This window comes from Micromonospora sp. NPDC003944, from assembly GCF_053605225.1.
In genome coordinates this window covers 83,398-108,213 of record NZ_JBSGIV010000013.1, presented here as the reverse complement: position 1 = coordinate 108,213, position 24,816 = coordinate 83,398, and the positions used below count along the sequence as shown (strand labels likewise).

General features: G+C 72.0%; 23 protein-coding genes. 20 read left to right on the top strand and 3 right to left on the bottom strand.

Annotation, left to right across the window (positions count from 1 at the left end; genetic code table 11):
* Window positions 1–63: 63 nt before the first annotated feature.
* Window positions 64–1,092 carry a hypothetical protein gene (locus ACWER9_RS09335; RefSeq protein WP_452301337.1) on the bottom strand — a complete coding sequence of 343 codons (1,029 nt, stop codon included), beginning with the start codon at window positions 1,090–1,092 and terminating at the stop codon, window positions 64–66.
* 462 nt (window positions 1,093–1,554) lie between these two features.
* On the opposite strand from ACWER9_RS09335, the gene mfd reads away from it, so the two are divergent.
* From mfd to ACWER9_RS09315, 4 genes are all read left to right on the top strand, one after another.
* Window positions 1,555–5,184, top strand: coding sequence for a transcription-repair coupling factor (mfd, locus tag ACWER9_RS09330; protein WP_452301336.1), 3,630 nt, complete (start codon window positions 1,555–1,557; stop codon window positions 5,182–5,184).
* A 63-nt stretch (window positions 5,185–5,247) separates the two neighbouring features.
* Window positions 5,248–6,054: a hypothetical protein gene (locus ACWER9_RS09325; protein ID WP_452301335.1), complete on the top strand. Its 807-nt coding sequence runs from the start codon at window positions 5,248–5,250 to the stop codon at window positions 6,052–6,054.
* A gap of 2 nt (window positions 6,055–6,056) precedes the next feature.
* Window positions 6,057–7,043, top strand: a complete 987-nt coding sequence (locus ACWER9_RS09320) for a nucleoside triphosphate pyrophosphohydrolase (protein ID WP_452301334.1) — start codon at window positions 6,057–6,059, stop codon at window positions 7,041–7,043.
* A 100-nt stretch (window positions 7,044–7,143) separates the two neighbouring features.
* Window positions 7,144–8,763, top strand: coding sequence for a DUF885 domain-containing protein (locus ACWER9_RS09315; RefSeq protein ID WP_452301333.1), 1,620 nt, complete (start codon window positions 7,144–7,146; stop codon window positions 8,761–8,763).
* Window positions 8,764–8,780: 17 nt separating this feature from the next.
* Here ACWER9_RS09315 and ACWER9_RS09310 read toward each other — a convergent pair whose 3' ends face one another.
* Together ACWER9_RS09310 and ACWER9_RS09305 are read right to left on the bottom strand one after the other, a co-directional pair.
* On the bottom strand, window positions 8,781–9,650 hold the full coding sequence (locus ACWER9_RS09310; protein ID WP_452301332.1) for an NAD(+) diphosphatase: 870 nt from the start codon (window positions 9,648–9,650) through the stop codon (window positions 8,781–8,783).
* Window positions 9,647–10,339 carry a hypothetical protein gene (locus tag ACWER9_RS09305; protein WP_452301331.1) on the bottom strand — a complete coding sequence of 231 codons (693 nt, stop codon included), beginning with the start codon at window positions 10,337–10,339 and terminating at the stop codon, window positions 9,647–9,649. The genes ACWER9_RS09310 and ACWER9_RS09305 overlap by 4 nt, the downstream gene beginning before the upstream one ends.
* Window positions 10,340–10,552: 213 nt before the next feature.
* On the opposite strand from ACWER9_RS09305, the gene eno reads away from it, so the two are divergent.
* The 16 genes from eno (at window position 10,553) to ACWER9_RS09225 (ending at window position 24,722) form a co-directional block, all read left to right on the top strand.
* Window positions 10,553–11,836 carry a phosphopyruvate hydratase gene (gene eno, locus ACWER9_RS09300; protein ID WP_452301330.1) on the top strand — a complete coding sequence of 428 codons (1,284 nt, stop codon included), beginning with the start codon at window positions 10,553–10,555 and terminating at the stop codon, window positions 11,834–11,836.
* A gap of 32 nt (window positions 11,837–11,868) precedes the next feature.
* Window positions 11,869–12,507 (top strand): FtsB family cell division protein, encoded by a 639-nt coding sequence (locus ACWER9_RS09295; RefSeq protein ID WP_452301360.1) that lies wholly within the window; start codon window positions 11,869–11,871, stop codon window positions 12,505–12,507.
* A gap of 34 nt (window positions 12,508–12,541) precedes the next feature.
* On the top strand, window positions 12,542–13,099 hold the full coding sequence (locus tag ACWER9_RS09290; protein WP_452301329.1) for a DUF501 domain-containing protein: 558 nt from the start codon (window positions 12,542–12,544) through the stop codon (window positions 13,097–13,099).
* Window positions 13,096–13,617: an amino-acid N-acetyltransferase gene (locus ACWER9_RS09285; protein WP_452301328.1), complete on the top strand. Its 522-nt coding sequence runs from the start codon at window positions 13,096–13,098 to the stop codon at window positions 13,615–13,617. The genes ACWER9_RS09290 and ACWER9_RS09285 overlap by 4 nt, the downstream gene beginning before the upstream one ends.
* Window positions 13,618–13,718: 101 nt before the next feature.
* Complete coding sequence (locus tag ACWER9_RS09280) at window positions 13,719–14,663, top strand: Ppx/GppA phosphatase family protein (RefSeq protein ID WP_452301359.1); 945 nt, start codon at window positions 13,719–13,721, stop codon at window positions 14,661–14,663.
* Between the two features lie 546 nt (window positions 14,664–15,209).
* Entirely contained in the window at window positions 15,210–15,542 is a 333-nt protein-coding gene (locus ACWER9_RS09275) for a PadR family transcriptional regulator (RefSeq protein WP_452301327.1), read from the top strand.
* The gene (locus ACWER9_RS09270) at window positions 15,539–16,516 is read left to right on the top strand and encodes an HAAS signaling domain-containing protein (protein WP_452301326.1); all 978 of its coding nucleotides are present in this window, start codon (window positions 15,539–15,541) and stop codon (window positions 16,514–16,516) included. Before ACWER9_RS09275 ends, ACWER9_RS09270 begins: the two co-directional genes overlap by 4 nt.
* A gap of 131 nt (window positions 16,517–16,647) precedes the next feature.
* Window positions 16,648–17,253, top strand: coding sequence for an LppU/SCO3897 family protein (locus tag ACWER9_RS09265; RefSeq protein ID WP_452301325.1), 606 nt, complete (start codon window positions 16,648–16,650; stop codon window positions 17,251–17,253).
* Between the two features lie 200 nt (window positions 17,254–17,453).
* Window positions 17,454–18,140 (top strand): dienelactone hydrolase family protein, encoded by a 687-nt coding sequence (locus ACWER9_RS09260; protein WP_452301324.1) that lies wholly within the window; start codon window positions 17,454–17,456, stop codon window positions 18,138–18,140.
* A gap of 19 nt (window positions 18,141–18,159) precedes the next feature.
* Window positions 18,160–18,873 carry a uracil-DNA glycosylase gene (locus ACWER9_RS09255; protein WP_452301323.1) on the top strand — a complete coding sequence of 238 codons (714 nt, stop codon included), beginning with the start codon at window positions 18,160–18,162 and terminating at the stop codon, window positions 18,871–18,873.
* Window positions 18,874–18,895: 22 nt separating this feature from the next.
* The gene (locus tag ACWER9_RS09250) at window positions 18,896–19,681 is read left to right on the top strand and encodes a DUF4129 domain-containing protein (RefSeq protein ID WP_452301322.1); all 786 of its coding nucleotides are present in this window, start codon (window positions 18,896–18,898) and stop codon (window positions 19,679–19,681) included.
* Complete coding sequence (locus ACWER9_RS09245) at window positions 19,678–20,262, top strand: hypothetical protein (RefSeq protein ID WP_452301321.1); 585 nt, start codon at window positions 19,678–19,680, stop codon at window positions 20,260–20,262. The genes ACWER9_RS09250 and ACWER9_RS09245 overlap by 4 nt, the downstream gene beginning before the upstream one ends.
* On the top strand, window positions 20,262–21,269 hold the full coding sequence (locus tag ACWER9_RS09240; RefSeq protein WP_452301320.1) for an AAA family ATPase: 1,008 nt from the start codon (window positions 20,262–20,264) through the stop codon (window positions 21,267–21,269). The genes ACWER9_RS09245 and ACWER9_RS09240 overlap by 1 nt, the downstream gene beginning before the upstream one ends.
* Entirely contained in the window at window positions 21,269–22,711 is a 1,443-nt protein-coding gene (locus ACWER9_RS09235; protein WP_452301319.1) for a DUF58 domain-containing protein, read from the top strand. The genes ACWER9_RS09240 and ACWER9_RS09235 overlap by 1 nt, the downstream gene beginning before the upstream one ends.
* Before the next feature lie 16 nt (window positions 22,712–22,727).
* Window positions 22,728–23,288, top strand: a complete 561-nt coding sequence (locus ACWER9_RS09230; RefSeq protein ID WP_452301357.1) for a hypothetical protein — start codon at window positions 22,728–22,730, stop codon at window positions 23,286–23,288.
* 102 nt (window positions 23,289–23,390) lie between these two features.
* Window positions 23,391–24,722 (top strand): NAD(P)/FAD-dependent oxidoreductase, encoded by a 1,332-nt coding sequence (locus tag ACWER9_RS09225; protein ID WP_452301318.1) that lies wholly within the window; start codon window positions 23,391–23,393, stop codon window positions 24,720–24,722.
* Window positions 24,723–24,816 lie beyond the last annotated feature (94 nt).

The window sequence follows — 24,816 nt, the reverse complement described above, 5'->3', positions numbered from 1 at the left end:
ACCGGATGTGCGGAGGGCCCCCGGCCGATCGAGCGGCTCCGAGGTGCCGTTTTCGACGTGATCTCAACCACCGTCCTGGGCGGGGACGCGGGTGGCGGGGGTCCGGCGACCACGGACGATGCTGGCGGTGATCAACCCGACGATGCCGGCCGCCGCCCAGAGCGCGAGGGCGGTCGCGGGCCAACCGGCGGATCGCCAGTCGAAGTACACCGCCGCCTTGGTCAGGTCGTTGGCGAGCCCGGGGATGTTCCACCGGTGCATGCCGCGCAGCACCCCGGGCAGGAACTCGGGCGCGTAGATGCCCCCGGAGCCCGGGTTGCCGAGCACCACCAGCAGCAGGATGACGAGCGCGGTGCCCGCGACGCCGAGCCAGCCCTGGATGGCGCTTGCGAACATCGCGGCGGCGAAGACGGCCAACGCGCCGATGGCGGCGATCGTCGGTACGTCGTGGTGCCAGATGTCCAGGACGGGTCCGACCACGACCGCACCCGCGATGCCGAGCAGCACGCTGTAGACCGCCAGAGCGGCGATGCGCAGCCCGGCCCTCCGGACCGTACGGGGGGTGGTGCCGGCGGAGATCCCGAGCACGGTCGAGGCGAGGTACCCACCGAGCACGTACCCGACGTTCAGGTAGAACGGCACCACACCGCGCGGGTCGGTCGAGGGGACCGGCACCTTGTCGACGATCCGCAACGGGGTGCCGGTGCGGGTGGCGGCGGTGCCGAGCACCTCCTTGATCGCACTGGTGGCGGAGGGGCCCGAGGCGCTCGCCACGGTGAGGAGCAGACCGTCGTCGGGTCCGCTGCCGAGCACGGCGTAGACCGCGCGGCTGAGCAGCCCGTGCTCGGCGGCGCTCGTGTCGTCGTACTCGATGGGTTCGAGGATGGTGGTCTGGTCGCGGACCGCGTCGAGCGTCGCCCGCGCGCGTTGGTCGCTGGCGACGACGCCGATCGGCAGGTCGCGGGGTGTGGGCTGATGGAGTGCTCCGACGTAGGCCGCGATGAACGCGGTGGCCAGCGCGAGCGTGCCGAGGAGCAGCCCGATGCTGCGCGGCGCCCAGTCGCGAGCCGTGCGGTGCGATTCCTTGTCCACGTTGTCAGCCTATGGTGCGTTTTTGTGGACCGCAGGCACCTCGGGCTGCGGGGCATGGGCTTCCGCTGGGCCACGATCGTGCTCGATGTTGCCCGCGCCCGAGGTGGCAATGTGACGACTCGTCCCGCCCGTCGCGTGTCCGAGCGTCCCGGCGTGGTCGACGGCGCTCCCACCGACAAGATCTGCACAACATCAGGGAAAGTGCTGCCTTACGCGCCCCGGAGGGGACAACTTCAGTGCAATTGCGCGGGTCTCGGGACGAGGGGTGGCCTGCGGCGGCGGGGGCGCGGACCTGGGTCGGGGCGCGCGCGAGGTGCGGGGGCGACGCGCCGTAGCGGCGTCGGACCTCGGCGGAAGAGGGTGGCTGTCGGTCGACGGGGCTAGGCTTGTTGTCGTGCACCCCCCGTCCGGCTGGACGAGGGGCCGCCGTCGTGTGCGTCGACTCCCCCTGGAAGGACTCCCTTGCTGACCGGTCTGTTCACCGCCGCCCTGGCCGACCCCGGGCTGGCCCGGGCGCGTGACCTGGCGCGCTCCGGTGCCGCCCAGGTCGACGGCCTCGACATCACCGCTCCGGCGGCACTGCGCCCGTTCGCCGTCGCGGCGGTCGCCGCTGACAACGACGGGGCCGGCCGGCCGGTGCTTGCGGTGACCGCCACCACCCGGGAGGCCGACGATCTGGTCGCCGCGTTGGGCGGTTTGCTCCCGGCCGAGCAGGTGGTGGTCTTCCCCTCCTGGGAGACGCTGCCGCACGAGCGGCTGTCGCCCCGCTCGGACACGGTGGGCCGGCGGCTCGCCGTGCTGCGCCGCCTCGCGCACCCCGAGTCCGCCGACGCCCACGGCCGCACCGGGCCGCTGCGGGTGGTCGTGGCCCCGGTGCGTTCGCTGCTCCAGCCCCAGCTCAAGGGGCTCGGTGACCTGGAGCCGGTGCAGCTCGCCGCCGGCGAGGAGGCGGACCTGGAGGAGGTCGCCCGTCGTCTGATCGACATGGCGTACGCCCGGGTCGATCTGGTCACCAAGCGCGGCGAGTTCGCGGTGCGCGGCGGCATCCTGGATGTCTTCCCGCCGACCGACGAGCATCCGTCCCGGGTCGAGTTCTGGGGCGACGAGGTGGAGGAGATCCGTACCTTCGCCGTCGCCGACCAGCGGACCATCGAGCAGGTTCCGCTGCTCTGGGCACCGCCCTGCCGGGAGCTGCTGCTCACCCCGTCGGTTCGGGAGCGGGCCGCCGCGCTCGCCGAGCAACACCCCGAGCTGGCCGAGATCCTCGACAAGCTGGCCGAGGGCATCCCGGTGGAGGGGATGGAGTCGCTGGCTCCGGTGCTTGTCGGCCCCGACTCGCTCGAGTTGCTGCTGGACGCCATGCCTGCCGGCACGCACGTGCTGCTCTGCGACCCGGAGCGGATCCGCACGCGGGCGCACGATCTGGTGCGTACCTCGGAGGAGTTCTTGCAGGCCAGCTGGGCCGCCGCGGCGGTCGGCGGCCAGGCCCCGGTGGACGTCGGCGCCGCCGCCTTCCGCACCCTCGGCGAGGTGCGCGCGGCTGCGGGCAAGCTCGGCCAGCCGTGGTGGACGCTGTCCCCGTTCGGATTGGTGGAGGGGGAGACCGCCGAGACGCGGCAGCCCTGGGAAGACGCGCCGGAGGAGGCCGCCGTCACCCCGGACGACGCCATCGCGGTGACCCTGTCCGCCCAGCCGGCACCGCTCTACCACGGCGAGACCTCGCGGGTCGTCGAGGACCTCAAGCGCTGGTCCGGCGACGGCTGGTCGATCGCGCTGGTCTTCGAGGGGCACGGCCCCGCCCAGCGGGCGGTGGAGGTGCTGCGCGACGCCGGCCTGGGCGCGCGGTTGACCGAGGAGGTGCCGACCGCGCCCGTCCCCGGCGAGCTGGTGGTCACCTGTGGCGCGCTGAGCAGCGGGTTCGTCGACGAGGCGTCCCGTTTCGTGCTGCTCACCGGCAACGACGTGACAGGTGGTCGGGGCACCTCGACGCGGGACATGCGCAAGATGCCGAGCCGGCGGCGCAACACCATCGACCCGCTGGAGTTGAAGACCGGCGACCACGTGGTGCACGAGCAGCACGGCATCGGCCGCTACGTCGAGCTGGTGCAGCGCACCGTCAACGGCGCCAGCCGGGAGTACCTGGTCATCGAGTACGCGGCCAGCAAGCGGGGCCAGCCCGGCGACCGCCTCTTCGTGCCGACCGACCAGCTCGACCAGCTCTCCCGTTACGTGGGCGGCGAGCAGCCGACGCTGCACAAGATGGGTGGCTCGGACTGGCAGAAGTCCAAGGCTCGGGCCCGCAAGGCGGTCCGCGAGATCGCCGCGCAGCTCATCCAGCTGTACGCCGCCCGCAAGGCGTCCAAGGGGCACTCGTTCGGCCCGGACACCCCGTGGCAACGCGAGTTGGAGGACGCCTTCCCCTGGCAGGAGACTCCGGACCAGCTCGCCGCGATCGACGAGGTCAAGCGGGACATGGAGCAGACCGTCCCGATGGACAGGCTGATCTGCGGCGACGTCGGCTACGGCAAGACCGAGATCGCGGTCCGGGCGGCGTTCAAGGCCGTGCAGGACGGCAAGCAGGTGGCGGTGCTGGTGCCGACCACCCTGCTGGTGCAGCAGCACTACAACACGTTCGCCGAGCGGATGAGCCAGTTCCCGGTGCAGATCCGGCAGCTGTCCCGGTTCCAGACGGCGAAGGAGACCGAGCGGACGCTGGAGATGGTCGCCGACGGCACCGTCGACATCGTCATCGGTACGCACCGGCTGTTGCAGACGGCGACCCGCTTCAAGCAGTTGGGCCTGGTGATCGTCGACGAGGAGCAGCGTTTCGGTGTCGAGCACAAGGAGCACCTGAAGACGCTGCGCGCGTCTGTCGACGTGCTGAGCATGTCGGCCACCCCGATCCCGCGCACCCTGGAGATGGCGATCACAGGCATCCGGGAGATGTCCACGATCGCCACCCCGCCGGAGGAGCGGCACCCGGTGCTCACCTTCGTCGGCGCGCAGGACGACCGGCAGGTGGCCGCGTCCATCCACCGCGAGCTGCTCCGGGACGGGCAGGTCTTCTACCTGCACAACCGGGTCGAGTCGATCGACCGGGCGGCGCGCCGGCTGCGCGAGCTGGTGCCCGAGGCGCGGGTCGCGGTGGCGCACGGCCAGATGAGCGAGGAAGCCCTGGAGAAGGTGATGGTCGGCTTCTGGGAGAAGGAGTTCGACGTCCTGGTCTGCACCACGATCGTGGAGTCGGGCATCGACATCCCGAACGCCAACACCCTGATCGTGGAGCGGGCCGACCTGCTCGGCCTGGCCCAGCTGCACCAGATCCGGGGCCGGGTCGGCCGGGGTCGGGAGCGGGCGTACGCGTACTTCCTCTACCCGCCGGAGAAGCCGCTGACCGAGCACGCCCACGAGCGGTTGGCGACCATCGCCCAGCACACCGAGTTGGGCGCCGGCATGTACGTGGCGATGAAGGACCTGGAGATCCGGGGCGCCGGCAACCTGCTCGGTGGCGAGCAGTCCGGGCACATCGAGGGCGTCGGCTTCGACCTGTACGTGCGGATGGTCGGCGAGGCGGTCTCCGCGTTCAAGGGTGAGCGGCCGGAGGAGGAGACCGACGTCAAGATCGACCTGCCGGTCGACGCGCACCTGCCGCACGACTACGTGAGTGTGGAGCGGTTGCGCCTGGAGATGTACCGCAAGCTCGCCGAGGCGCGCGACGAGGAGCGGCTGGGCGAGGTGATCGCCGAGATGACCGACAGGTACGGCGAGCCGCCGGCTCCGGTGCAGAACCTGGTGGAGGTGGCCCGGTTCCGCCTGCTGGCCCGCCGCTACGGCCTGACCGACGTGTCCATGCAGGGCAAGCACGTACGGTTCGGCCCGCTGCCGCTTCCGGATTCCAAGCAGTTGCGGCTCAAGCGCTACCACCCGGACGCCGTCTACAAGCAGGCCACCGACCAGGTCAGCGTGCCCCGGCCGAGCACCCGTCGGATCGGTGGGGAGCCGCTGCGTGACCAGGCGTTGCTCCAGTGGTGCGCGCAACTGCTCTCCGATGTGCTCGGTGCTCCCGCCCCACTCGCCGTCGCGGCGGGTTGAGGCGGGCGCTCGGTGCGGTGGGGGCCGTCACAGCCAGGGAGAGGGCATGAGAGAGTGACGGGTATGCGTGCTCGCCGTGTGATCGCCGCCGCCAGCGTCGCGGCCCTGGGTGTCCTCTCCCTTGCTGCCTGCGGCAAGTCCGCACCGAACGTCGCCGCGTACGTGGGTGACACCACCTATTCGGTGGACCGGGTGGACGCGATCTACGACGATGCGCAGGCGAAGTACGGCGACGCGGTCCGGCGGGAGGCCAGCCAGGCGAGGGCGACGCCGTCGCCCGAGCAGTTGCGCGCCGCGGTGACCCGTCAGGACGTGGTCAACCTGCTGGTCAGCCTGGATCTGGGCAAGCGGGTCGCCGCGGCGAAGAACCTCCAGGTGCCCGACGAGGTCAGCCCGCAGCAGCTCGAGCAGAATCTGCGGCTGCCGGCCTCCACCGAGTTCGCGAAGCTCTGGGGTGAGTGGATCGACCTGCTCCAGGTGCTCAACCAGCAGCTCCCGCCGGCCGAGCTGAGCGACGACTCGCTGATGGCCGTTTACGACGCGCTGACGAAGACCGGGGCGATCAACGGTGGCATGTCGGTGGCGGACGTCCGTCGGGCGTTCGGCGACGGTGGCTTCGTCCGCAGCGCCACCGCCCTCAGCACCGCGCTCGAGGACGAGGCGAGCCGGATCGACGTGACGATCAACCCGCGCTACCGGGCGGTGGGTGTGCCGTCGGTGGTGAGCACCGGCCAGTCGCTCGTCTTCTACTCGCTGCCGTACATCAACGAGGCCGGCCCGGTCACCGACATCTCCACCCCGGAGCCGCTCCCGTCGAGCGACGCTCCGAGCGCCGAGGCTCCCGCACCGGATCAGGGCACGGCCAGCTGAGCATGACCGCACGGATCGTCCTCCTGGTCACCTCACCCCGGTTGCCAGCCGGCCTGTTGACCTCGGCGGCCTGGGACGTCGTACGCCAGCACCCGGTGCTGACCGGTGCGGACAGCGAGTTGGTCACGGCCGTGCGCCAGGCGGGCGCCGAGGTCACGGTGGTGCAGGGCCCGGCGACGCAGCCGCTGCTGGACGCGGTGGCGGCGCACGGCACCGTGGTGTGGTTGGCCGGCCCGGCGGGCGACGAGGCGTTGGCCCGGGAGTTGGGTCTGCGGCTGGCTCGACAGCCGGGGTTGGCCGAGATGGAGTTGATGTACGGCTCGTGGGATCCGCCGGGTGCCCGGCTGCTCGACGCGGTGGCCGTGCTGGATCGACTGGCCTCTCCGGGTGGTGACCCGTGGAAGCGGGCGCAGACGCACCGCAGCCTCGCCGGTTACCTGCTGGAGGAGAGCTACGAGGCGTACGACGCGATAGGCGCCGATGACACCGACGCGCTGCGCGAGGAGTTGGGCGACGTGTTGTTGCAGGTGGTCCTGCACGCGCGGCTGGCGGAGGAGTTGCCCGAGGGTGAACGGTGGACCATCGACGACGTGGCCGGTGGCCTGGTCGACAAGATGATCCGGCGTAATCCGCACGTCTTCGCCGGTGCCGAGGTGGGCACCCTGGAGGAGATCACCGAGAACTGGGAGCGGATCAAGCGCGCGGAGAAGGCGCGGCACTCGGTGCTCGACGGTGTGGCCCTGAGCCAACCCGCGCTGGCTCTGGCCGCGCAGATCCTGGACCGCGCCGCCCGCCGAGGCGTGGAGGTCCCGCCCGCACCGGCCGACACCCACGCCGACGCCGACGCAAGGCTGGGCGCCGACCTCCTGGCCACGGTGGCGGCGGCCCGCGAGGCGGGCCTCGACCCGGAAGCAGCCCTCCGCCGCGCCACCCTGGCCCACGCCGAGGCCATCCGCGCCGCCGAACTCCCACCTGCCAGCCCGCGGTGATCAAGAGGTTTGCGTCACCATTCGGCTCGGATCTGACGCAAACCTCTTGATCAACCCGTTGGTGCCGGGGTGGGTGAGCCGTGGTCGGTAGGGTGAGCCGGTGGAAGCGTTTGGGGTGCTGGCTGAGCGGGTCGTCGAGGCTCTCCTGGAGTCGCGACCGGGGGTTGCCACCGCGGCGGGTGACCACCGCTTCGACGGCCGACTGCCGGACCTGTCCGCCGACGGGTTGACCGCAGACCGGGCGATGCTCACCGACGCGGGCAACGCCCTGTCCGAACTCGACCCGGACTCGCTCGACGTCGACGATCAGGTCGACCACGCGCTGCTCAGCTCCCTCGTCGATCGGGAGCTGTTCGAGCTGACCGAGATCCGGTCGCACGAGTGGAACCCGTTGCGGCACAACCCCGGCCCGCTGCTGCACGCCCTCCTCGCCCGCCCGTTCGCCCCGGCGGACGTCCGGCTGACAAGCCTCGCCGGCAGGCTCGCCGCCGTACCGGACGCCCTGGCCACCGCCCGCGCGACGCTGCGGGACATGCCGCGGATCCACGCCGAGACGGCGGTCGGGCAGTTCACCGGCGCCGCCGCCCTGATCCGGGACGAGGTGCCGGCGCTGCTCGCCCAGGCGCCGGGCCACCTGGACCGGGTCGAGCCGGCGGCCACCGCCGCCATCGCCGCGCTCGACGAGTTCGTCGCCTGGCTGCGCGCCGGCCTAGCCGCCGACGCCGGCCCCGGCCGTGACCCGCGACTGGGGCGGCGCCGGTGGGAGGCCCGGCTCTGGCACACCCTCGACACCGAGCTGGGCGCCGCCGAGATCCAGCGGCGCGCGTGGGCCAACCTGGACCGGGTCACCGCGGAGATCCGCGAGGCCGCCGTGGAACTGGTGGGCGGCCCGGCCGACGACGCGACCGTACGCCGGGCGCTGGACCTGCTCGCCGCCGAGCACCCGAACGACGCGACAGTCGTCGAGCTGGCCGGGGTGACCCTGGACGAGGCGACCGACTTCGTCCGCGCACACGACCTGGTCACCCTCGTCGACGACAGGTGCGTGATCCAGGAGATGCCGGAGTTCGCCAGGGGTGTCGCGGTGGCATACTGCGACGCGCCCGGCCCGCTGGAGACCGCCGTCGTGCCGACCTTCTACTGCATCGCGCCCACCCCGTCCGAGTGGCCGGCGCAGCGGGTCGAGTCGTTCTACCGCGAGTACAACGACCACATGATCCGCAACCTGACGGTGCACGAGGCGATGCCCGGGCACTTCCTGCAACTCGCCCACGCCCGCCGCTACGTCGGTGGCACGCGGGTCCGCGCGCTCGCCGAGTCCGGCCCGTTCATCGAGGGCTGGGCGGTCTACGCGGAGGAGGTGATGACGGGGCTCGGCTTCGGCGGTCTGCCGGTGCGGTTGCAGCAGCTCAAGATGCAGCTCCGGATGACCATCAACGCTCTGCTGGACCAGCTGGTGCACGCCGAGGACCTGCCCGAGGCCGAGGCGATGGCGCTGATGACCGGGCGCGGCTTCCAGGAGGAGGGCGAGGCGGCCGGCAAGTGGCGGCGCGCGCAACTCACCTCCACCCAGCTCTCCACCTACTTCGTCGGGTACAGCGAGATGGCCGAGATCGCCGCCGCCCGCCCGGACGGGGTCTCCGTCCGTGACTGGCACGACGCGATGCTCGCCCACGACTGCCCGCCCCCGCGCCACCTGCGCACCCTGCTCGGTCTCTGAGGCCGGGCCGCGCCGGCTCAGCGCCGCGCGCCGGTCACCGTCGCGTCGATCAACCAGCGCGAGATGGAGTACGCGGGCGGCAGTTGCGCCGGCAGCGCATCCAGGCCGAACCACTGAGCCCCGGTCAGCTCCCGCCCGTCGACCACCGGCTCGGCTCCCGGGTCGACGGCGCGGGCGGTGAAGCCGGCGAGCAGCACTCCCGGACCGGAGATCGCCCACGGTTGACTGCCGAAGTAGGCGAGCCGGTCGACGGCCAGCCCGACCTCCTCGCCGACCTCCCGGCGCACCGCCGCCTCGAGCGTCTCGCCGGCCTCGACGAAGCCGGCCACCAGCGCCCACAGGTCCGTCGGCCCGGTGGCGTGCCGGACCAGCAGCAGCTCGTCAGCGCGCCCCGGCGGGCCGGGCCGGGTGATCGCCACCAGTACGGCGGCGGAGAGCTGCATCGGCACGTACAGGCCGCAGTCGGGGCAGCGGCGTGCGGTCTCGCCGGGCCGGTCGGTCAGCTCGGCTCGGCAGGCGCCGCACCACCTGTGGGTCCGCCGCCAGGTCAGCACCGCCAACGCCCGACCGGCGAGCGTGGCGTGCGGCTCGGGCACCTCGGCGGCGAGTGACGCCCAGCCGCGCGCCCGGCCGGGCAGGCCGTCGACGGTGGTCAGGTCGGCACCCCACGCCGGCACTCCGTCGAGCGTGCCCAGCGGCACCCAGTCGGTGCCGGCGGGCAGGTCGGCGACCCGCAGGGATTGCCCGTCGACCCCGGTCAGCAGCTTCGCGCCGGTCACCGGCAGGGCCAGGTCGTCGGGGGCGGGAGGTCGACTCCGGTCGGCCCCCGGCAGGAACCCATCCGGCTGCGCGGCCGGCGTGAGGTCGGTCGACGTGGGGTTGGTCACGAGCCGCCGGGGCGGCGGTCGACGACGCCGGCACCGGCGGGCGGGTCGAACGCGTCGTCGTCGACAGTCGCGGAGTAGTCGCTCAGGGCCAGCTCCATCGGCTTGCCGTCGACCGGCCCGGTGAAGCTGCCGAGCACACCCTCGGTGGTCACGCAGGCGGTGAAGTCGCCGGAGGAGCTCTCCACCGCGACGCAGGCGGCGTGGTGCCCGGCGACAGTGGTGTCCTTCTGCTTGATGACCGCCTGTGGGTCGAGCGCGGCGGCGGTGAGCAGCCCGACCACCACCGGCGGCGTGACGAGGCCCTGCCGGTTGGCCTCGCCGAACAGCGTCACCGTGGGCTTGCTGCCCGGGGTGGGCGGGGCGACGAGCGTGCACTGCGGGCGGGCGCCGGTCGTCGTGCACCTGGTGATGGCGTCCGGGGTGACGGTGAGTTGCCCACCCGGGTAGGTGTACGTGGATCGGGCCGGGTCCTGTGCCTGCACGATCGCGGCCGTCTGGCCGCCGGGCAGTTGGTAGTCGGCCGAGTAGGTCAACTCCAGTGCCCGATCGAGTCGGGCGGCGAGGTCGTTGACGAGTTCCGAGCGGCCCATGGCGACTCCGGCGTCCTCGAATGTCTGACAGCCGGTGACCGTGAGCGACGCGATGACCGACACGGCGAGCATGCGGAGGGTGGTCGAGGCGGCGGGCATGGCGACCAGCCTGGTGGATCTGGTCCGCGCAGCGCAAACCCGTTGCCGGTTGACGCCCGGAAATCCGGGAATGTCCGTCAGTGCGGGGTGACTCGGGTGCGCGGGCGACGCCGTGCTCGTTCCGGCCGCCCGATACGCTGCGTTCAACACCTGCCTCAGCCGCACCGTCGCGGCCCACCTACGGACCGGATCACAACAACGAGGAGCGACTTAGTGGCAACCATCGAGGGAATCGTCGCCCGGGAGATTCTCGACTCGCGGGGCAACCCCACGGTCGAGGTCGAGGTCGGCCTGGACGACGGCACGGTGGCCCGCGCCGCCGTGCCCTCCGGCGCCTCCACCGGCGCCTTCGAGGCGATCGAGCTGCGCGACGGTGACGCCGACCGCTACCAGGGCAAGGGCGTGGAGAAGGCGGTCTCCAACGTCGAAGACAAGATCGTCGACCAGATCATCGGGTACGAGGCCAGCGAGCAGCGGCTGATCGACCAGAAGATGCTCGACATCGACGGCACCGACAGCAAGTCGGAGCTGGGCGCGAACGCCATCCTCGGGGTCTCCCTGGCGGTGGCGAAGGCCGCTGCCGGCAGCGCCGAGCTGAGCCTCTTCCGCTACCTGGGCGGCCCGAACGCGCACCTCCTGCCCGTGCCGATGATGAACATCCTCAACGGTGGCGCGCACGCCGACTCGAACGTCGACATCCAGGAGTTCATGATCGCGCCGATCGGCGCGCCCACCTTCCGGGAGGCGCTGCGCTCCGGCGCGGAGGTCTACCACGCGCTGAAGTCGGTGCTGAAGAAGAAGGGCCTGTCCACCGGGCTCGGCGACGAGGGTGGCTTCGCGCCCAACCTGCCGACCAACGCGGCGGCGCTGGACCTGATCGCCGAGGCGGTCGAGAAGGCCGGTTACCGGCTCGGCACCGACATCGTGTTCGCGCTCGACGTGGCGGCCACCGAGTTCTTCGAGAACGGCACCTACACGTTCGAGGGTGCCGCGAAGACCGCCGAGGAGATGAGCACCTACTACACCAAGCTCGCCGACGAGTACCCGATCGTGTCGATCGAGGACCCGCTCGCGGAGGACGACTGGAGTGGCTGGCAGACGCTCACCGCCTCGATCGGCGACCGGGTGCAGATCGTCGGTGACGACCTGTTCGTGACCAACCCGCAGCGCATCGCCCGCGGCATCGCGGAGAAGGCGGCGAACGCGGTTCTCGTCAAGGTCAACCAGATCGGCTCGCTGACCGAGACCCTGGACGCGGTGGACCTGGCTCACCGAGCCGGCTTCAAGTGCATGATGAGCCACCGCTCCGGCGAGACCGAGGACACCACCATCGCCGACCTGGCCGTTGCCACCGGCTGCGGCCAGATCAAGACCGGCGCGCCGGCCCGCTCGGACCGCGTCGCCAAGTACAACCAGCTGCTCCGGATCGAGGAGGAGCTGGCCGACGCGGCGCGCTACGCCGGCGCTGGCGCGTTCCCGCGCTACCGTTCGGCCTGAGACGCACGAAGCCTCGGGGGAGGGGTGTGACGATGCAGCAGCGCCGCACACCGGGTGGTCAGCGTCCCGCCCGCCGGCCGGGTCAGTCCGGTCGGCCGGGCGGCGCACGTGCCACGCGGGGATCGGTCCGGGAGACCGGGGTACGCGCCGAGCCTCGCGCTGCCGGTCGCGCGCCGGGTGCTGCCCGGGGCGCCGAAGGCGTACGCTCCGCGAACCGTCCGGCCGCCGCTCGGCGTACCGCCGCCGGTGGTGGCGTGAAGCGGCTCGCCGCACCCCGCCCCCGTCGTTTCACCGGCCGGGCCACAGTGCTCTTCGCCGTCCTGATCGCGCTCGCGCTTGCCTACACCTACCCGGTCCGGGTCTACCTGGACCAGCAGGCCAACATCGAGCGGATGGAGGCCGCCCAGGCGGCGCAGGAGCGGGAGATCGCGAAGCTCGCCGAGCGGGCCGCGAAGTGGCAGGACAAGGCGTTCATCGAGACGCAGGCTCGGGAACGGTTCTTCATGGGCCGGCCGGGCGAGAAGATGATGGTGGTGCTGCACGACCCGGAGGGCGCCGCCCGGGACGCTGGGAAGTCGGCCGGTCCGGCCGCCCCACCCGGGCCGGTGACCTGGTACGACACGCTCTGGTCGAGCGTGCAGGCCGCGGACAACCAGCAGCCGGGCAAGTGAGCCACCGACCAGCGCACCAGGAGAGATGGGCACCGTGACTGTCGTACCACCGTCGGAGCCGGCGGCGGATTCCGTACCCCTGCCGCAGCGCGAGCCGGCCACCGAGGCCGACCTGGCGGCGGTGGCCGCGCAGCTCGGCCGGACGCCCCGGGGCACCCGGGCGGTGGCCCACCGGTGCCCGTGCGGCCTGCCGGACGTGGTCGAGACAACCCCCCGCCTCGCCGACGGCACGCCGTTTCCGACCCTCTACTACCTGACCTGCCCCCGGGCCACCGCGGCGTGCAGCCGGTTGGAGTCGGCGGGGCTGATGAAGGAGATGGCCGACCGGCTGGCCACCGATCCCGAGTTGGCGGCCCACTACCGTGCCGCGCACGAGGACTACCTCACCCGTCGGGAGGCGATCGGCGAGGTTCCGGAGATCGCCGGCATCTCGGCCGGCGGTATGCCGGGCCGGGTCAAGTGCCTGCACGTGCACCTGGGGCACGCGCTGGGCGCCGGGCCGGGGGTCAACCCGTTCGGTGACGAGACGTTGGAGCTGGTCGAGCCCTGGTGGGCGACCGGGCCGTGCGTCGCCGTGCCGTCAGCCGAATGAGAGCCCAGACCGAGGACCAGATCACGGTACGGCGGGCCCGCACCGGGGACGTGCGGGGCATCCGCCGGCTTGTCGACACCTACACCGACGACCGGCGGCTGCTGAGCAAGGCCACCGTCACCCTGTACGAGGACGTGCAGGAGTTCCGGGTAGCGGTCCGGGCCGAGGACGACGCAGTGGTCGGCTGCGGTGCGCTGCACGTCATGTGGGAGGACCTGGCCGAGATCCGCACCGTCGCGGTGGACCCGACCTGCCGGGGCCAGCGGATCGGTCACCGGCTGGTGGGCGAGCTGATCGACGCGGCCCGGGAGTTGGGCGTGGCACGGATCTTCGTCCTGACCTTCGAGACCCGGTTCTTCGGCTCGTTCGGTTTCGAAGAGATCGATGGCGCGCCGGTGCCGCAGCCGGTCTACGAGCAGCTGCTGCGCTCGTACGACGAGGGTGTCGCGGAGTTCCTGGACCTGGAACGGGTCAAACCCAACACGTTGGGCAACACCCGGATGCTGCTGCGGCTCTGAGCAGGCCGTGCGGAACCTGGCCCACCCCGCTGGCGGCTGCTGCCCTCGAGCCGCCGGGCGGCCGCCCGCCCTGCCGTAAGGTTGCTGCCGTGACGACGCGTGTGGCGGCCATCGACTGCGGGACCAACTCGATCCGACTGCTGGTCGCCGACCTGCCGGACGCCTCGGCCGGGCCGCATGCGCCGCTCGTCGACCTGACCCGGCGGATGGAGATCGTCCGGCTGGGGCAGGGTGTGGACCGCACCGGCCGGCTGGCGCCCGAGGCGATCGAGCGCACCCGGGTGGCGTTGGCGTCGTACGCCGCCGACATCGAGAAGCTCGGTGCGCAGCGGGTGCGGATGTGCGCCACCTCGGCCTCCCGGGACGCCGCGAACGCCGACGACTTCACCGACATGGTGCAGGCCACCCTCGGCGTCGCGCCCGAGGTGGTCAGCGGCGACGAGGAGGCCCGGCTGTCGTTCACCGGTGCGGTGCGCGGGCTGCCCGCCGACGCGGAGGAGCCGTTCCTGGTCGTCGACATCGGTGGTGGTTCGACCGAGTTCGTGGTCGGTGACCGGGCCCACGGGGTGCGCGCGGCGATCTCGGTGGACATCGGCTGCGTCCGGATGACCGAACGCCACCTGCCCGGCGACCCCCCGACGCCCGAACAGGTCGCGGCGGCCGAGGCAGACATCGCCGCCGTCGTGGACCGGGCGCTCGCCGCGGTGCCCGGCCGCGAGGCCGCCACCCTGGTCGGCCTCGCCGGGTCGGTCACCACAGTCGTCGCTCTCGCCAAGGGCCTGCGCGAGTACGAGCCGGAGCGCATCCACCACGCCCGGGTGTCGTACGAGGAGGTCGCCCAGGTGACCGGCGAGCTGCTGGGGCAGACCCGCGAGCAGCGGTTGGCGAACCCGGTGATGCACCCGGGCCGCGCCGACGTGATCGGCGCGGGCGCGCTGGTGCTTCGCGTGATCATGGAGCGGGCCGGGATGCCGTCGGTGGTCGCCTCGGAGCACGACATCCTCGACGGCATCGCCTGGAGCCTCCAGCCAGCCACCGCGCCCTAAACGAGCTTGATCAACTCGCCTTCATTGAAACCGTGGGCTCTGGGTGCCTCGGACGCCGCGACTTCCTGAAGACCGCGCGTAGAACGACATCGCGGCGCTCCCCGTGCCCGCGCTCCGTGCCCGCGCCCCGCGCCCCGGCCTGTGCCCCGTGCCCGCGCCCCGGCCCGCGCCCCGTGCCCCGCGCCCTGGCCTGTGCCCCGTGCCCGCGCCCCGGCCTGTGCCAGGTGCTCCGCGCGCCGTGCCCGTGTCCGGTGCCTGTGCCCAGGCCAAGATCCGAGCAACTTCCCGGATGCTGCTGCCTGCGGAGCGCGGCAGACAGCATCATCCCCGATGTTGCTGTCTGTCTCGCCCGTTGATCTCTCGGCCCGCCAAGATCGTGCTCGATCATGGGAGTAGTGGCATCCTTCGGACGCCGAGGCCACTACATCCTGGTTCGGGCGCGATCATGTGCGCCTGCGCCCGTTCCGTGCCCTCAGCCCCCGCATTATGGGGCGTGGCTGGGTGGATCGTTGACGGTACTCCGCATTGCGCACTAGTGTGCAAAGCGTGGACACCACACAGTTGTTGAAGGGCGTGCTCGATCTGGCCGTCCTGGCCGTGCTCCGTGACGAGGACGGTTACGGCTACGACATCCTGCGCCGGCTTCGAGAGGCCGGCCTGGAGGAGGTCGGTGACGCCTCGGTCTACGGGACGCTGCGCCGCCTCTACGCTGCCGGCCTGCTCACCACCTACGTCGTGCCGAGCGAGTCCGGGCCGCACCGCAAGTACTACTCACTCAATGCCGCGGGGCGTGACCAGTTGGCCCGCTCCGGAAAACTCTGGCGCTCGTTCGCCACCACCATGGACAGTCTGCTCGACGATCGGGGGATGGCGGCATGACCGTCGCGGAGCAGGAGATCACCGACTACGTGGCGCGGGTCCGGGCCGCTCTGGCCGACCTGCCGCCCGGGCAGCGCGACGAGTTGATCGAGGATCTGGCCGACCACCTCACCGAGGTCGCCGCCGAGTCCGAGGGCACCCTTGTCGAGCGGCTGGGCGAGCCCGAGACGTACGCCGCCGAGCTGCGCGCCGCAGCCGGTGCCGCGCCGGGCGGTGGGCGCAACCTCGACCAGCGGGTGGCGAGCGCGGTGGCTCGGGCCCGTGGCCGGCTGCGCACGCTCGACACCCGGCTCGGGCCACCCCTGGGGTACGCGACGGCCAGCGACTTCCTCCGGCTTCTGCGCCCGGCCTGGTGGGTGCTGCGCGGTTACCTTGCCGCGATGCTGGTCACCGTGATCACCACCGGTGGCGAGTTCGGGCTCCTGCCGAGGTTCGGCGGGGAGCTGCTCGCCGGCCTGATCATGCTGATCGGCTTCGTGCTCGGTTCCATCTGGATCGGTCGTAGCTCGGCCCAGCTGACCCGCTGGCCGCGCTCGGCGGTGCAGGTCGCAAGCGTGGTGCTCGTGGTCTTCGCGTTCGCCGCGCTGATCCAGGCGGAGGATCGGATGCGGTACGGCGACTACGGCATCGACCAGACGTCGATCAACGGCCCGTACGACCACGTTCAGGACGTCTTCGTCTACGACAGCGAGGGCCGGCTGGTGGAGAACGCCCGGCTCTTCGACCAGAACGGCAATCCGATCCGGCTCGGCTACCCGGACTGCGAGGGCCGCGTGGACGAGTACGCCAACCCGCTGCTGCGGCCGTACCCGTACTGCGTGGTCCGGGCGCCCTTCGGGCCCCGAGGTCCGGGCGGGCCCCCACCGTCGGCGCCGGCCGCGATCAACACACCGGAGCCGACTGCCACACCGACACCGGAGCCGACCGGCACACCGACGCCGAGTGACACGCCAACTCCCACCCCGACGAGCTGAAACGACGGTGTGAACTGGATCATGCGGCTGATGCTGGGAAATGACTGAACGGACGAGGCGAGCGGGACGGCACCGGAAATCAATGATCGTTACGGTGTCGTCTGCTCATCAACCCCTCGGAAGGAACCCCCGTGCCAGAGCAGGTCGCACCGCCCCCCGCGCCCGACGCCGCAACCCCTGAGCCGGCCGTCGAGACGCCGCAAGCGGCCGCGCCGCAGCCTGCCGTACCGCAGCAGCCGTCGGGCGAGCAGAAGCCGACCGCCGAGACGCCGCAAGCCGCCGAGACGCCGCAGCCGGCAGACACGCAAGCCGCCGAGACGCCGCAGCCGGCCGAGCCGAAGGCGGAGAAGTCCGGCGCGACGAAGGTCCTCGGCATCGTCGGTGCGATCCTCGCCATCGTCGTCATCGCGGGTCTGAAGTTCGGCGTCGCCTCGGCGATCGGCAACTTCTTCAACAAGGACGAGACCGCGGACGCCAAGACCGGCGACTGCATCGCCAAGTTGCCCGAGGTCACCGGCACCGAGCAGGAGGAGGTCGACGGCGCCAAGGTCGTGGAGTGCACCTCCACCGAGGCGGCGTACACCGTGGTCGGTCGGGTGGACGGCCAGAGTGAGGCGCAGGCGAAGGCCGACACCACCTGCACCCAGTACTTCAAGGAGGGCGAGGAGGGGTACATCTACTCCAGCATCGAGCCGGGCAAGACGGGCTATGTGCTCTGCCTGACCAAGAAGGTCTGACCGGCGCGGCAGATCGGCATCGACGGCGGCGGGAGGAGACCCCGCCGCCGTCGGCGTACCCGGAGTCACCGGGGGGCGAACAGGAGGTGAATGCCACTGTTCCGGCGTCTTCCCGAGGGGCCGCGTGGCGTGGCAGGCTACCGGCACGTAGGACCACTGGGCGACCAGCCAACGATGACTGACCGCTAGGAGGACGGCCCATGGGCGAAATGGTGAGCTACCGCAGCAACGGGAGCACGAGCGAGGGGTATCTCGCGATACCCGCCAGCGGCACGGCCAGTCCCGCCGTCATCGTCATCCAGGAGTGGTGGGGCCTGGTCCCGCACATCCGGTCCGTGGCGGACCGCTTCGCCGAGGCTGGTTTCGTCGCCCTCGCGCCGGATTTCTACCACGGTGAGACGACGAGTGAGCCGGACGAGGCGCAGCGGCTCCTCCTGGCGATGCGGATGGACGAGGCGGCGAAGGACATCGCCGGCGCGGCCGACTATCTCGCCGGGCGGCCCGAGGTCACCGGTAAGGTCGGCGCCGTGGGCTTCTGCGCAGGTGGCAGCCTGGCCCTCTGGTCGGCGACCATCTCCGAGCGGATCGTCGCCACCGTCGGTTTCTATCCCGTCCTGCCCTGGGAGTCGATGCGTCCCGACTGGGCCGACTACGCCGGCAAGGCAGCGGTCATCCACTGCTCCGAAGAGGACGGCACCTCGGCCGACGAGGGCGTGCAGACCGCTCGCCGCGCCATCGAGGAAGCGGGCGGCGACTGCCTCCTCTACGACTACCCGGGCACCTCGCACGCCTTCTTCAACGACGACCGGCCGGAGGCGTTCGACCAGCGGGCCGCCTCCAGTGCCTTCGCCCGTACCCTCGAACTCTTCAGGGCCAAGCTTGGCTGAGTCGCGTACCCCCGAACAGGTGGTCGCCCACGCAGCGCGGGCGGCCGACCTGGCCGACCTCGACGCGGCGGTGGGGGACTGTTTCGCCTGCCCGCGGCTTGTCCAGTGGCGGGAGGAGGTCGCCCGCACCCGGCGGGCTGCCTTCCGGGATCAGGAGTACTGGGGTCGGCCGGTGCCGGGCTTCGGCACGGGTGACGCGCGGATCGCCATCCTCGGGCTGGCGCCCGCCGCGCACGGTGGCAACCGCACCGGCCGGATCTTCACCGGCGACCGCTCGGGTGACGTGCTGTTCGCCGCGCTGCACCGGGCCGGACTGGCCAACCAGCCGACGAGCGTCGCCGCCGACGACGGGCTCACCGTGCGGGACCTGCGGATCTTCTCGGCCGTCAGGTGTGCGCCTCCGGACAACAAGCCGACCCCACTGGAACGGGACACCTGCGCACCCTGGCTGCACCGCGAGGTCACGCTGATCCGCCCCACGCTGCGGGTCGTGGTCGCGCTCGGCGCGTTCGCGTGGGCCGCGTGGTGGCCGGTGCTCCGAGCGGTGTACGGGCAGCGCCCGCCCAGCCCGCGACCGTCGTTCGGTCATGGGGCACACTGGTCCGGCACGAACGCTCCGGACTTGCTGGGCTGCTACCACGTCAGTCAGCAGAACACCTTCACCGGGCGGTTGACACCAGGGATGTTGGACGACGTCTTCGGCCAGGCTAAGCAGCTGGCCGGAGTGGACTGAGACGACGCGTGGGGTGGTGGCGATGACAGACGGAACACGCCCGCCCACGCCGGTACCGTCCACCGAGCCGGGTGTGCTGCGACCGGTGCTCGGCCTGCTCCGTCGGTGGTGGCCGGTCGGCGCGATCGCCGTCCTGCTCGGCGTTGCCGCGCTGGCGTCCGCCCACTCGTCGATCGGGGCCAGTCGGATCCCGCCGGCGGCGGACAACGTGCCCTGGGTGCCCGAGTACCCGACCGTCGAACCGTCACCCTCCATCCCGATCGAGCCGCGCGACGCCGGCGAGGCCACCCAGGCGCACATTCCGCAGTGGGTCGGCACGGTCGCGGTGGCCCTGCTCGGGCTGGCCATCCTCGCGGCACTCGGCTACCTGTGCTGGGTCCTGATCCGGGGCGCGATGCGCCGCACCACCCGGGCCCTGCCGGCGCAGCGGGCCCGTCGTACCGCCGAGGGCACCGCCCGCGAGGTGGTCGCCGCCCTCGACGCCGGCCTGGTGGAACTCGACGACCGGGACACCGACCCCCGGGTGGCGGTGATCGCCTGCTGGGTGCGCCTGGAGGAGACCGCCGCCGCCGCCGGTGTGCCGAGGCTCGCCGGGGACACCCCCACCGACCTGGTCAGCCGACTGTTACAGGGTGACCCGGAGGCGGGCGTGCCAGCAATCGCCAGCGCCGACGTGCTGGCCGAGTTCGCGCACGTCTACCGGGAGGCTCGGTACGCGACGCACCCGGTCGGTGAGAGCACCCGGGACCAGGCCCGCGCCGCGCTGGGCCGGCTGCGTGGAGAGCTGACGACGGTGGTGACCTCATGAGCAGCACCAGCATCGACGACCTGCTCGCGTTCGAGGAGGAGGCGGCGCCGGCGGGTCCGCAGGCGCGCGACTCCCGGTGGCGTCCGGTGCTGCGGATGCTCGCGTGGGCCGCCGCGCTGGTGGCGGTCCTGCTCGTCGGTCTGCGCGCGGTAGGTCTCCAGGTCTCGCTGCCGGTGCTGATCGCCGGGGTGCTAGCCGTACTGGCGGTGCGCCGGGTCACCGCCCTCCTCGCGCCTCCGCCCCCGCCGCCGGGCGGTGGCCGGGTCGGCGCGGGCGAGGAGGACGGCAGCTACAACTGGGGTGCCCGGGACGCGCTGCGGAGCGCGATCAACAGGTGGGAGTGGCCCCTGGACTGGTCCTCGACCCGACCCGAACGGTTCACCGGCACGGTCCTGCCCCGGCTCGGTGAGCTGGCCGACGAGCGGATGCGTCTGAAACACGGCGTCACCCGTGAGTCGGATCCCGCCCGCGCTCGCGTCCTGCTGGGTGACCGGCTGTGGACGTTCCTGGAGACCCCGCCTCGCCGCACCCCGTCGCCGCGCGACCTCGCGGTGATCGTCGCCGAACTGGAGAGCATCTGATGAACGACGTGGACCGGAGCATTGCCCCTGCCGAGGTCGGGCACCTGGCTCGGGCGGTCCTGGACGCGGTCGGCACCGTCGTGGTCGGCAAACGGGAAGCGTTGGAGTTGGTCCTCGCCGGCATCCTCGCGGGCGGGCACGTGCTCCTGGAGGACCTGCCGGGGCTCGGTAAGACGCTCACCGCCCGCTCGTTCGCCCAGGCCCTCGGGTTGGACTTCCGTCGGTTGCAGTTCACCCCCGACCTGCTCCCGGCCGACGTCACCGGCTCCTTCCTGTACGACCAGCGCAACGGCGACTTCACCTTCCGGGCGGGCCCGGTCTTCACCAACCTGCTCCTCGCCGACGAGATCAACCGGACGCCGCCGAAGACCCAGTCCGCGCTGCTGGAGGCCATGCAGGAGAAGCAGGTCTCGGTGGAGGGCGTGACCTACAAGCTGGACGAGCCGTTCCACGTCCTTGCCACCGCCAACCCGATCGAGTACGAGGGCACCTACCCGCTGCCCGAGGCGCAGCTGGACCGGTTCCTGCTGCGGGTCTCGTTCGGTTACCCGCAGCACGAAGAGGAGTGGGAGGTGCTGCGCCGCCGGATGGGCCGTCGCCGGGAGGAGGCGGACATCAAGGCGGTGGTCGACGCGGCGACGCTGCGGGCCATGCAGGCCGCCCTGGAGGACGTGGTGGTGGAGGACTCCATCGGCCGCTACATCGTGTCGCTCACCGCGGCCACCCGGGAGCACCCGTCGGTGCTGGTCGGCGCCTCACCTCGCGGTTCGCTGGCGCTGTTGCTGCTGGCCCGGGTCCGCGCGGTGTTCGGCGGACGGGACTACGTGGTGCCGGAGGACGTCAAGTCGGTGGCGGCGCCCGCCCTGGCACACCGGATCACCCTGCGCCCGGAGATGTGGCTGCGCCGGGTCGACCCGGCGTTCGTGGTGGGCGAGGTGCTGGAGGCGACTCCCGCCCCGGCCAGTGGCGCGCTGCCCAGCTACGCCGCCGGCGGGCCCCGGCACTGATGACCGGACCGACCGTGCCGACGGCCACCGAAGCGGAACCGGCTGCCGGCTGGGCGCCCACCCCGGCGCTCGGCCGCGCGGTGCTGCTCGCCGGCCTGCTGCTGGTGGCCGGTGTGCTGCTGGGTCGGGTGGACCTGATCGTGCTTGCCGCCCCGTTCGCGCTGGGCACCGCGTACGCGCTGCGCCGACGGCCCACGGCGTTGCCGCAGGTGTGGATCAGTCAGGGTGACGGCGGGCCGCTTGTCGAGGGAGGAGACGTCACGGCGGCGGTGAGCGTGGGCAACCCGGACACCGTCGACTACGACCTGGTGGTGATGCGGTCGCGGGTGTCGCCGTGGCTGCGGATCGAGCGGGCCGGCTTCGCCGAGAACCTGACGGTCGACGCCGGGGAGTCGACCGCCTCCCCGGCGACAGGTACGACGGCTCCGGTCAGCGGTGGGCGTCGGTCCGCGGCGGACCGGCCGTTCGTCACCTCGGTGCCGATCGGTGCCGCGGTGGACCTGGAGTTGGCCGGCAAGGCGCTGCGCTGGGGCCGGCACCCGGTCGGCCCCGCCGGTGCCCGGGTCGCCACAGCTGGCGGTCTGCTGGTCTCCCGGGCGGTGATCTCCGAGCCGGTCCGGGTGCGGGTGTACCCGCGTACCGAGCCGTTCGAGGCGGTCGAGGCGATGCCCCGTGCCGCCGGTCTGGTCGGCGCGCACCACTCCCGTCGACCTGGCGAGGGCGGCGAGTTGGCCGGCGTACGCGTCTTCGCCCCCGGGGACCGGCTGCGCCGGATCGACTGGCGGGTGTCGTTGCGGGCCCGGCAGCTGCACGTGGCCGCCACCCTCTCCGACCGGGACGCCGAGGTGGTGGTGCTGCTCGACGTGCTGGCCGAGGCGGGCCGCTCCGGCGGGGTGGACGGCGCGGCCTCGGTGCTGGACACCACCGTCCGGGCCACCGCGGCGATCGCCGAGCACTACCTGCACCGGGGTGACCGGGTCTCGCTGCTGGAGTACGGGCCGGCAGCCCGTCGGCTCCGGCCGGCAGCCGGGCGGCGGCAGTACCTGACCGTCCTGGAGTGGCTGCTCGACGTGCGGGTCCACGCGTCCGCGCACGAGCCGTACGACCAGGTCTTCGGCCCGCAGTTGCTCTCCTCCGACGCGTTGGTGGTGGTGCTCACCCCGCTGCTTGACGAACGGTCGGCGCAGATGCTCGCCCGGTTGGCTCGCGGTGGACGGTTCGTGGTGGCGGTCGACACCTTGCCGACCGACCTGGCGTCGCCGAAGGACCGGGGTTGGGCCGAGGTGGCGTACCGGTTGTGGCGCCTGGACCGGGAGATCATGATCGGGCAGCTCCGGGAGCACGGCGTGCCTGTGGTGCGCTGGGCCGGCGCCGGCAGCCTGGACCTGGTGCTGCGGGACGTGGCCCGGTTGGCGACGGCACCAAGGGTGGGTGGCCGGTGAACGGGGGCACGCGCAGGTGAACGCCGTCATGGGGCGGGTGCGGGCGGCGCAGGGCGCCGTGGCTCGCATCAGCGTGGCCCCGCTGCTGGTCCGGGGCGCGATCTTCGTCATCGTGCTCGCCGGTTTCGCCCTGGCGTTCCCCGCCGAGGTGCTTTCCGGCCGGCCGATCCTCTTCCTGGCGGCGGCCGCCCTGTTGCCGGCGATCGGACCGCGTCGGATCTGGGCGACCTTCACGGCGTTGGTCACGGTCGGCGGCTGGCTGCTCGCCACCGACGGGTACGGCCGCCCGGTGGCCCTCTGGCGTTTGCTCGCCGTCGCGGCCCTGCTCTACCTGGCTCACACCCTCTGCGCGCTTGCGGCGCTGTTGCCGTACGACGCGGTGGTGGACCCTGAGCTGATCACGCGTTGGCTGGTGCGGTCGGCCGCCGTGCTGCTGGGTGCCGCCGTGCTCGGCGTGGTGTTGCTGGAGGCGGCGGGGGCGGGTGGTGGCGCCGGATACCAGTGGGTCACCGTGCTGGGGCTGCTGGTGGCGGTGGGGACGGCAGCGTTGCTGGGGTGGCTGCTGCGCCGGCGGTGACCGCTGCGACATGAGGGTTACGCAGGTCACATGGGTTGTGCTCCGTCACAGATGGGGGGCGCGAGCGGGATTACCTGAGCCGGCCGGGGAAAGATAGACAACGTGAATCCGAAGCGGATCCTTGTGGTTGGTGCCGGGCACGTCGGTCTGTACGCCGCCCTGCGCCTGTCGAAGAAGCTCAGCTCCCGTGAGGCTGAGGTCATGGTGGTGGACCCCCAGCCCCACATGACCTATCAGCCGTTCCTGCCCGAGGCGGCGGCGGGCAACATCTCCCCGCGGCACTCCGTGGTGCCGCTGCGGCGGGAGTTGCGCCGGTGCAAGATGGTGGCCGGTACGGTCACGCGGATCGAGCACGACCGCAAGGTGGCCACCGTGCAGCCGATCAGCGGCCCGGCCCGGGAGATCACCTACGACCACGTGATCGTGGCCCCGGGTTCGGTCTCCCGCACCCTGCCGATCCCCGGCCTGCACGAGCAGGGCATCGGGTTCAAGACCATCGGCGAGGCGATCTACCTGCGTAACCACGTGCTGGATCGGCTCGACGTGGCGGCCGCCACGCCGGATCCGGACGTACGTCGGTCGGCGCTGACCTTCACCTTCGTCGGTGGTGGGTACGCCGGCATCGAGGCGCTCGCCGAGATGGAGGACATGGCTCGCGACGCGCTGCGCTACTACCCGGAGCTCAAGCAGGACGAGGTTCGCTGGGTGCTCGTCGAGGCCACCCAGCGGGTGCTGCCCGAGGTCGACCGGGACATGGGTGCCTACACCGTGCAGCAGCTGCTGAAGCGGAACATGGACATCCGGCTGGACACTCGGCTCGAGTCCTGCGTTGACGGGGTGGTCAAGCTCTCCGACGGTGACAGCTTCCGCTCCGACACGATCGTCTGGACGGCCGGTGTGAAGCCGTCGCCGATGCTCGACGCGACCGACTTCCCGCGTGACGACCGTCGCCGGATCACCTGCCTGCCGACGCTTCAGGTGGTCGACGGTGACCAGGTGCTCGAGGGTGCCTGGAGCGCCGGTGACTGCGCCGCCGTGCCGGACCTGACCAAGGAGCCGGGCAACTTCTGCTCGCCGAGCGCCCAGCACGCGGTGCGCCAGGCCGCCCGGATGGCCGACAACATCGCGGCCGTGATCCGGGGCCGCGAGCCGGTGGACTACAAGCACAAGCACGTCGGCAGCGTGGCGAGCCTCGGCCTGCACAAGGGCGTGGCCCAGGTGTACGGGATCAAGATGACCGGTTGGCCGGCGTGGGTGATGCACCGGACGTACCACATGAGCCGGATCCCGTCGTTCAACCGCAAGGTCCGCGTGGTGGTGGACTGGACGTTGGCGTTCGTCCTCAAGCGTGAGGTGGTCGCCCTGGGCCAGCTGCACGACCCGCGCGAGGAGTTCTCCGAGGCCTCCCAGCCCGTCGGCGCGCCCCGCGTGTAGCTGGCCCCACGACCAACCAACCCCGTCGATCTTGCACTTTCGGATGCCTTGATGCGCCTTCTGGCCCATCTTGTCCCAGCAGAAAGTGCAAGAT

Excerpts from the sequence above, each read along its gene's own strand:
- ACWER9_RS09325 (WP_452301335.1), top strand. The coding sequence starts at position 5,248 with ATGCGTGCTCGCCGTGTGATCGCCGCCGCCAGCGTCGCGGCCCTGGGT.
- ACWER9_RS09320 (WP_452301334.1), top strand. The coding sequence starts at position 6,057 with ATGACCGCACGGATCGTCCTCCTGGTCACCTCACCCCGGTTGCCAGCC.
- ACWER9_RS09305 (WP_452301331.1), bottom strand. The coding sequence starts at position 10,339 with ATGCCCGCCGCCTCGACCACCCTCCGCATGCTCGCCGTGTCGGTCATC.
- ACWER9_RS09295 (WP_452301360.1), top strand. The coding sequence starts at position 11,869 with ATGCAGCAGCGCCGCACACCGGGTGGTCAGCGTCCCGCCCGCCGGCCG.
- ACWER9_RS09285 (WP_452301328.1), top strand. The coding sequence starts at position 13,096 with ATGAGAGCCCAGACCGAGGACCAGATCACGGTACGGCGGGCCCGCACC.
- ACWER9_RS09270 (WP_452301326.1), top strand. The coding sequence starts at position 15,539 with ATGACCGTCGCGGAGCAGGAGATCACCGACTACGTGGCGCGGGTCCGG.
- ACWER9_RS09260 (WP_452301324.1), top strand. The coding sequence starts at position 17,454 with ATGGGCGAAATGGTGAGCTACCGCAGCAACGGGAGCACGAGCGAGGGG.
- ACWER9_RS09250 (WP_452301322.1), top strand. The coding sequence starts at position 18,896 with ATGACAGACGGAACACGCCCGCCCACGCCGGTACCGTCCACCGAGCCG.
- ACWER9_RS09245 (WP_452301321.1), top strand. The coding sequence starts at position 19,678 with ATGAGCAGCACCAGCATCGACGACCTGCTCGCGTTCGAGGAGGAGGCG.
- ACWER9_RS09240 (WP_452301320.1), top strand. The coding sequence starts at position 20,262 with ATGAACGACGTGGACCGGAGCATTGCCCCTGCCGAGGTCGGGCACCTG.
- ACWER9_RS09235 (WP_452301319.1), top strand. The coding sequence starts at position 21,269 with ATGACCGGACCGACCGTGCCGACGGCCACCGAAGCGGAACCGGCTGCC.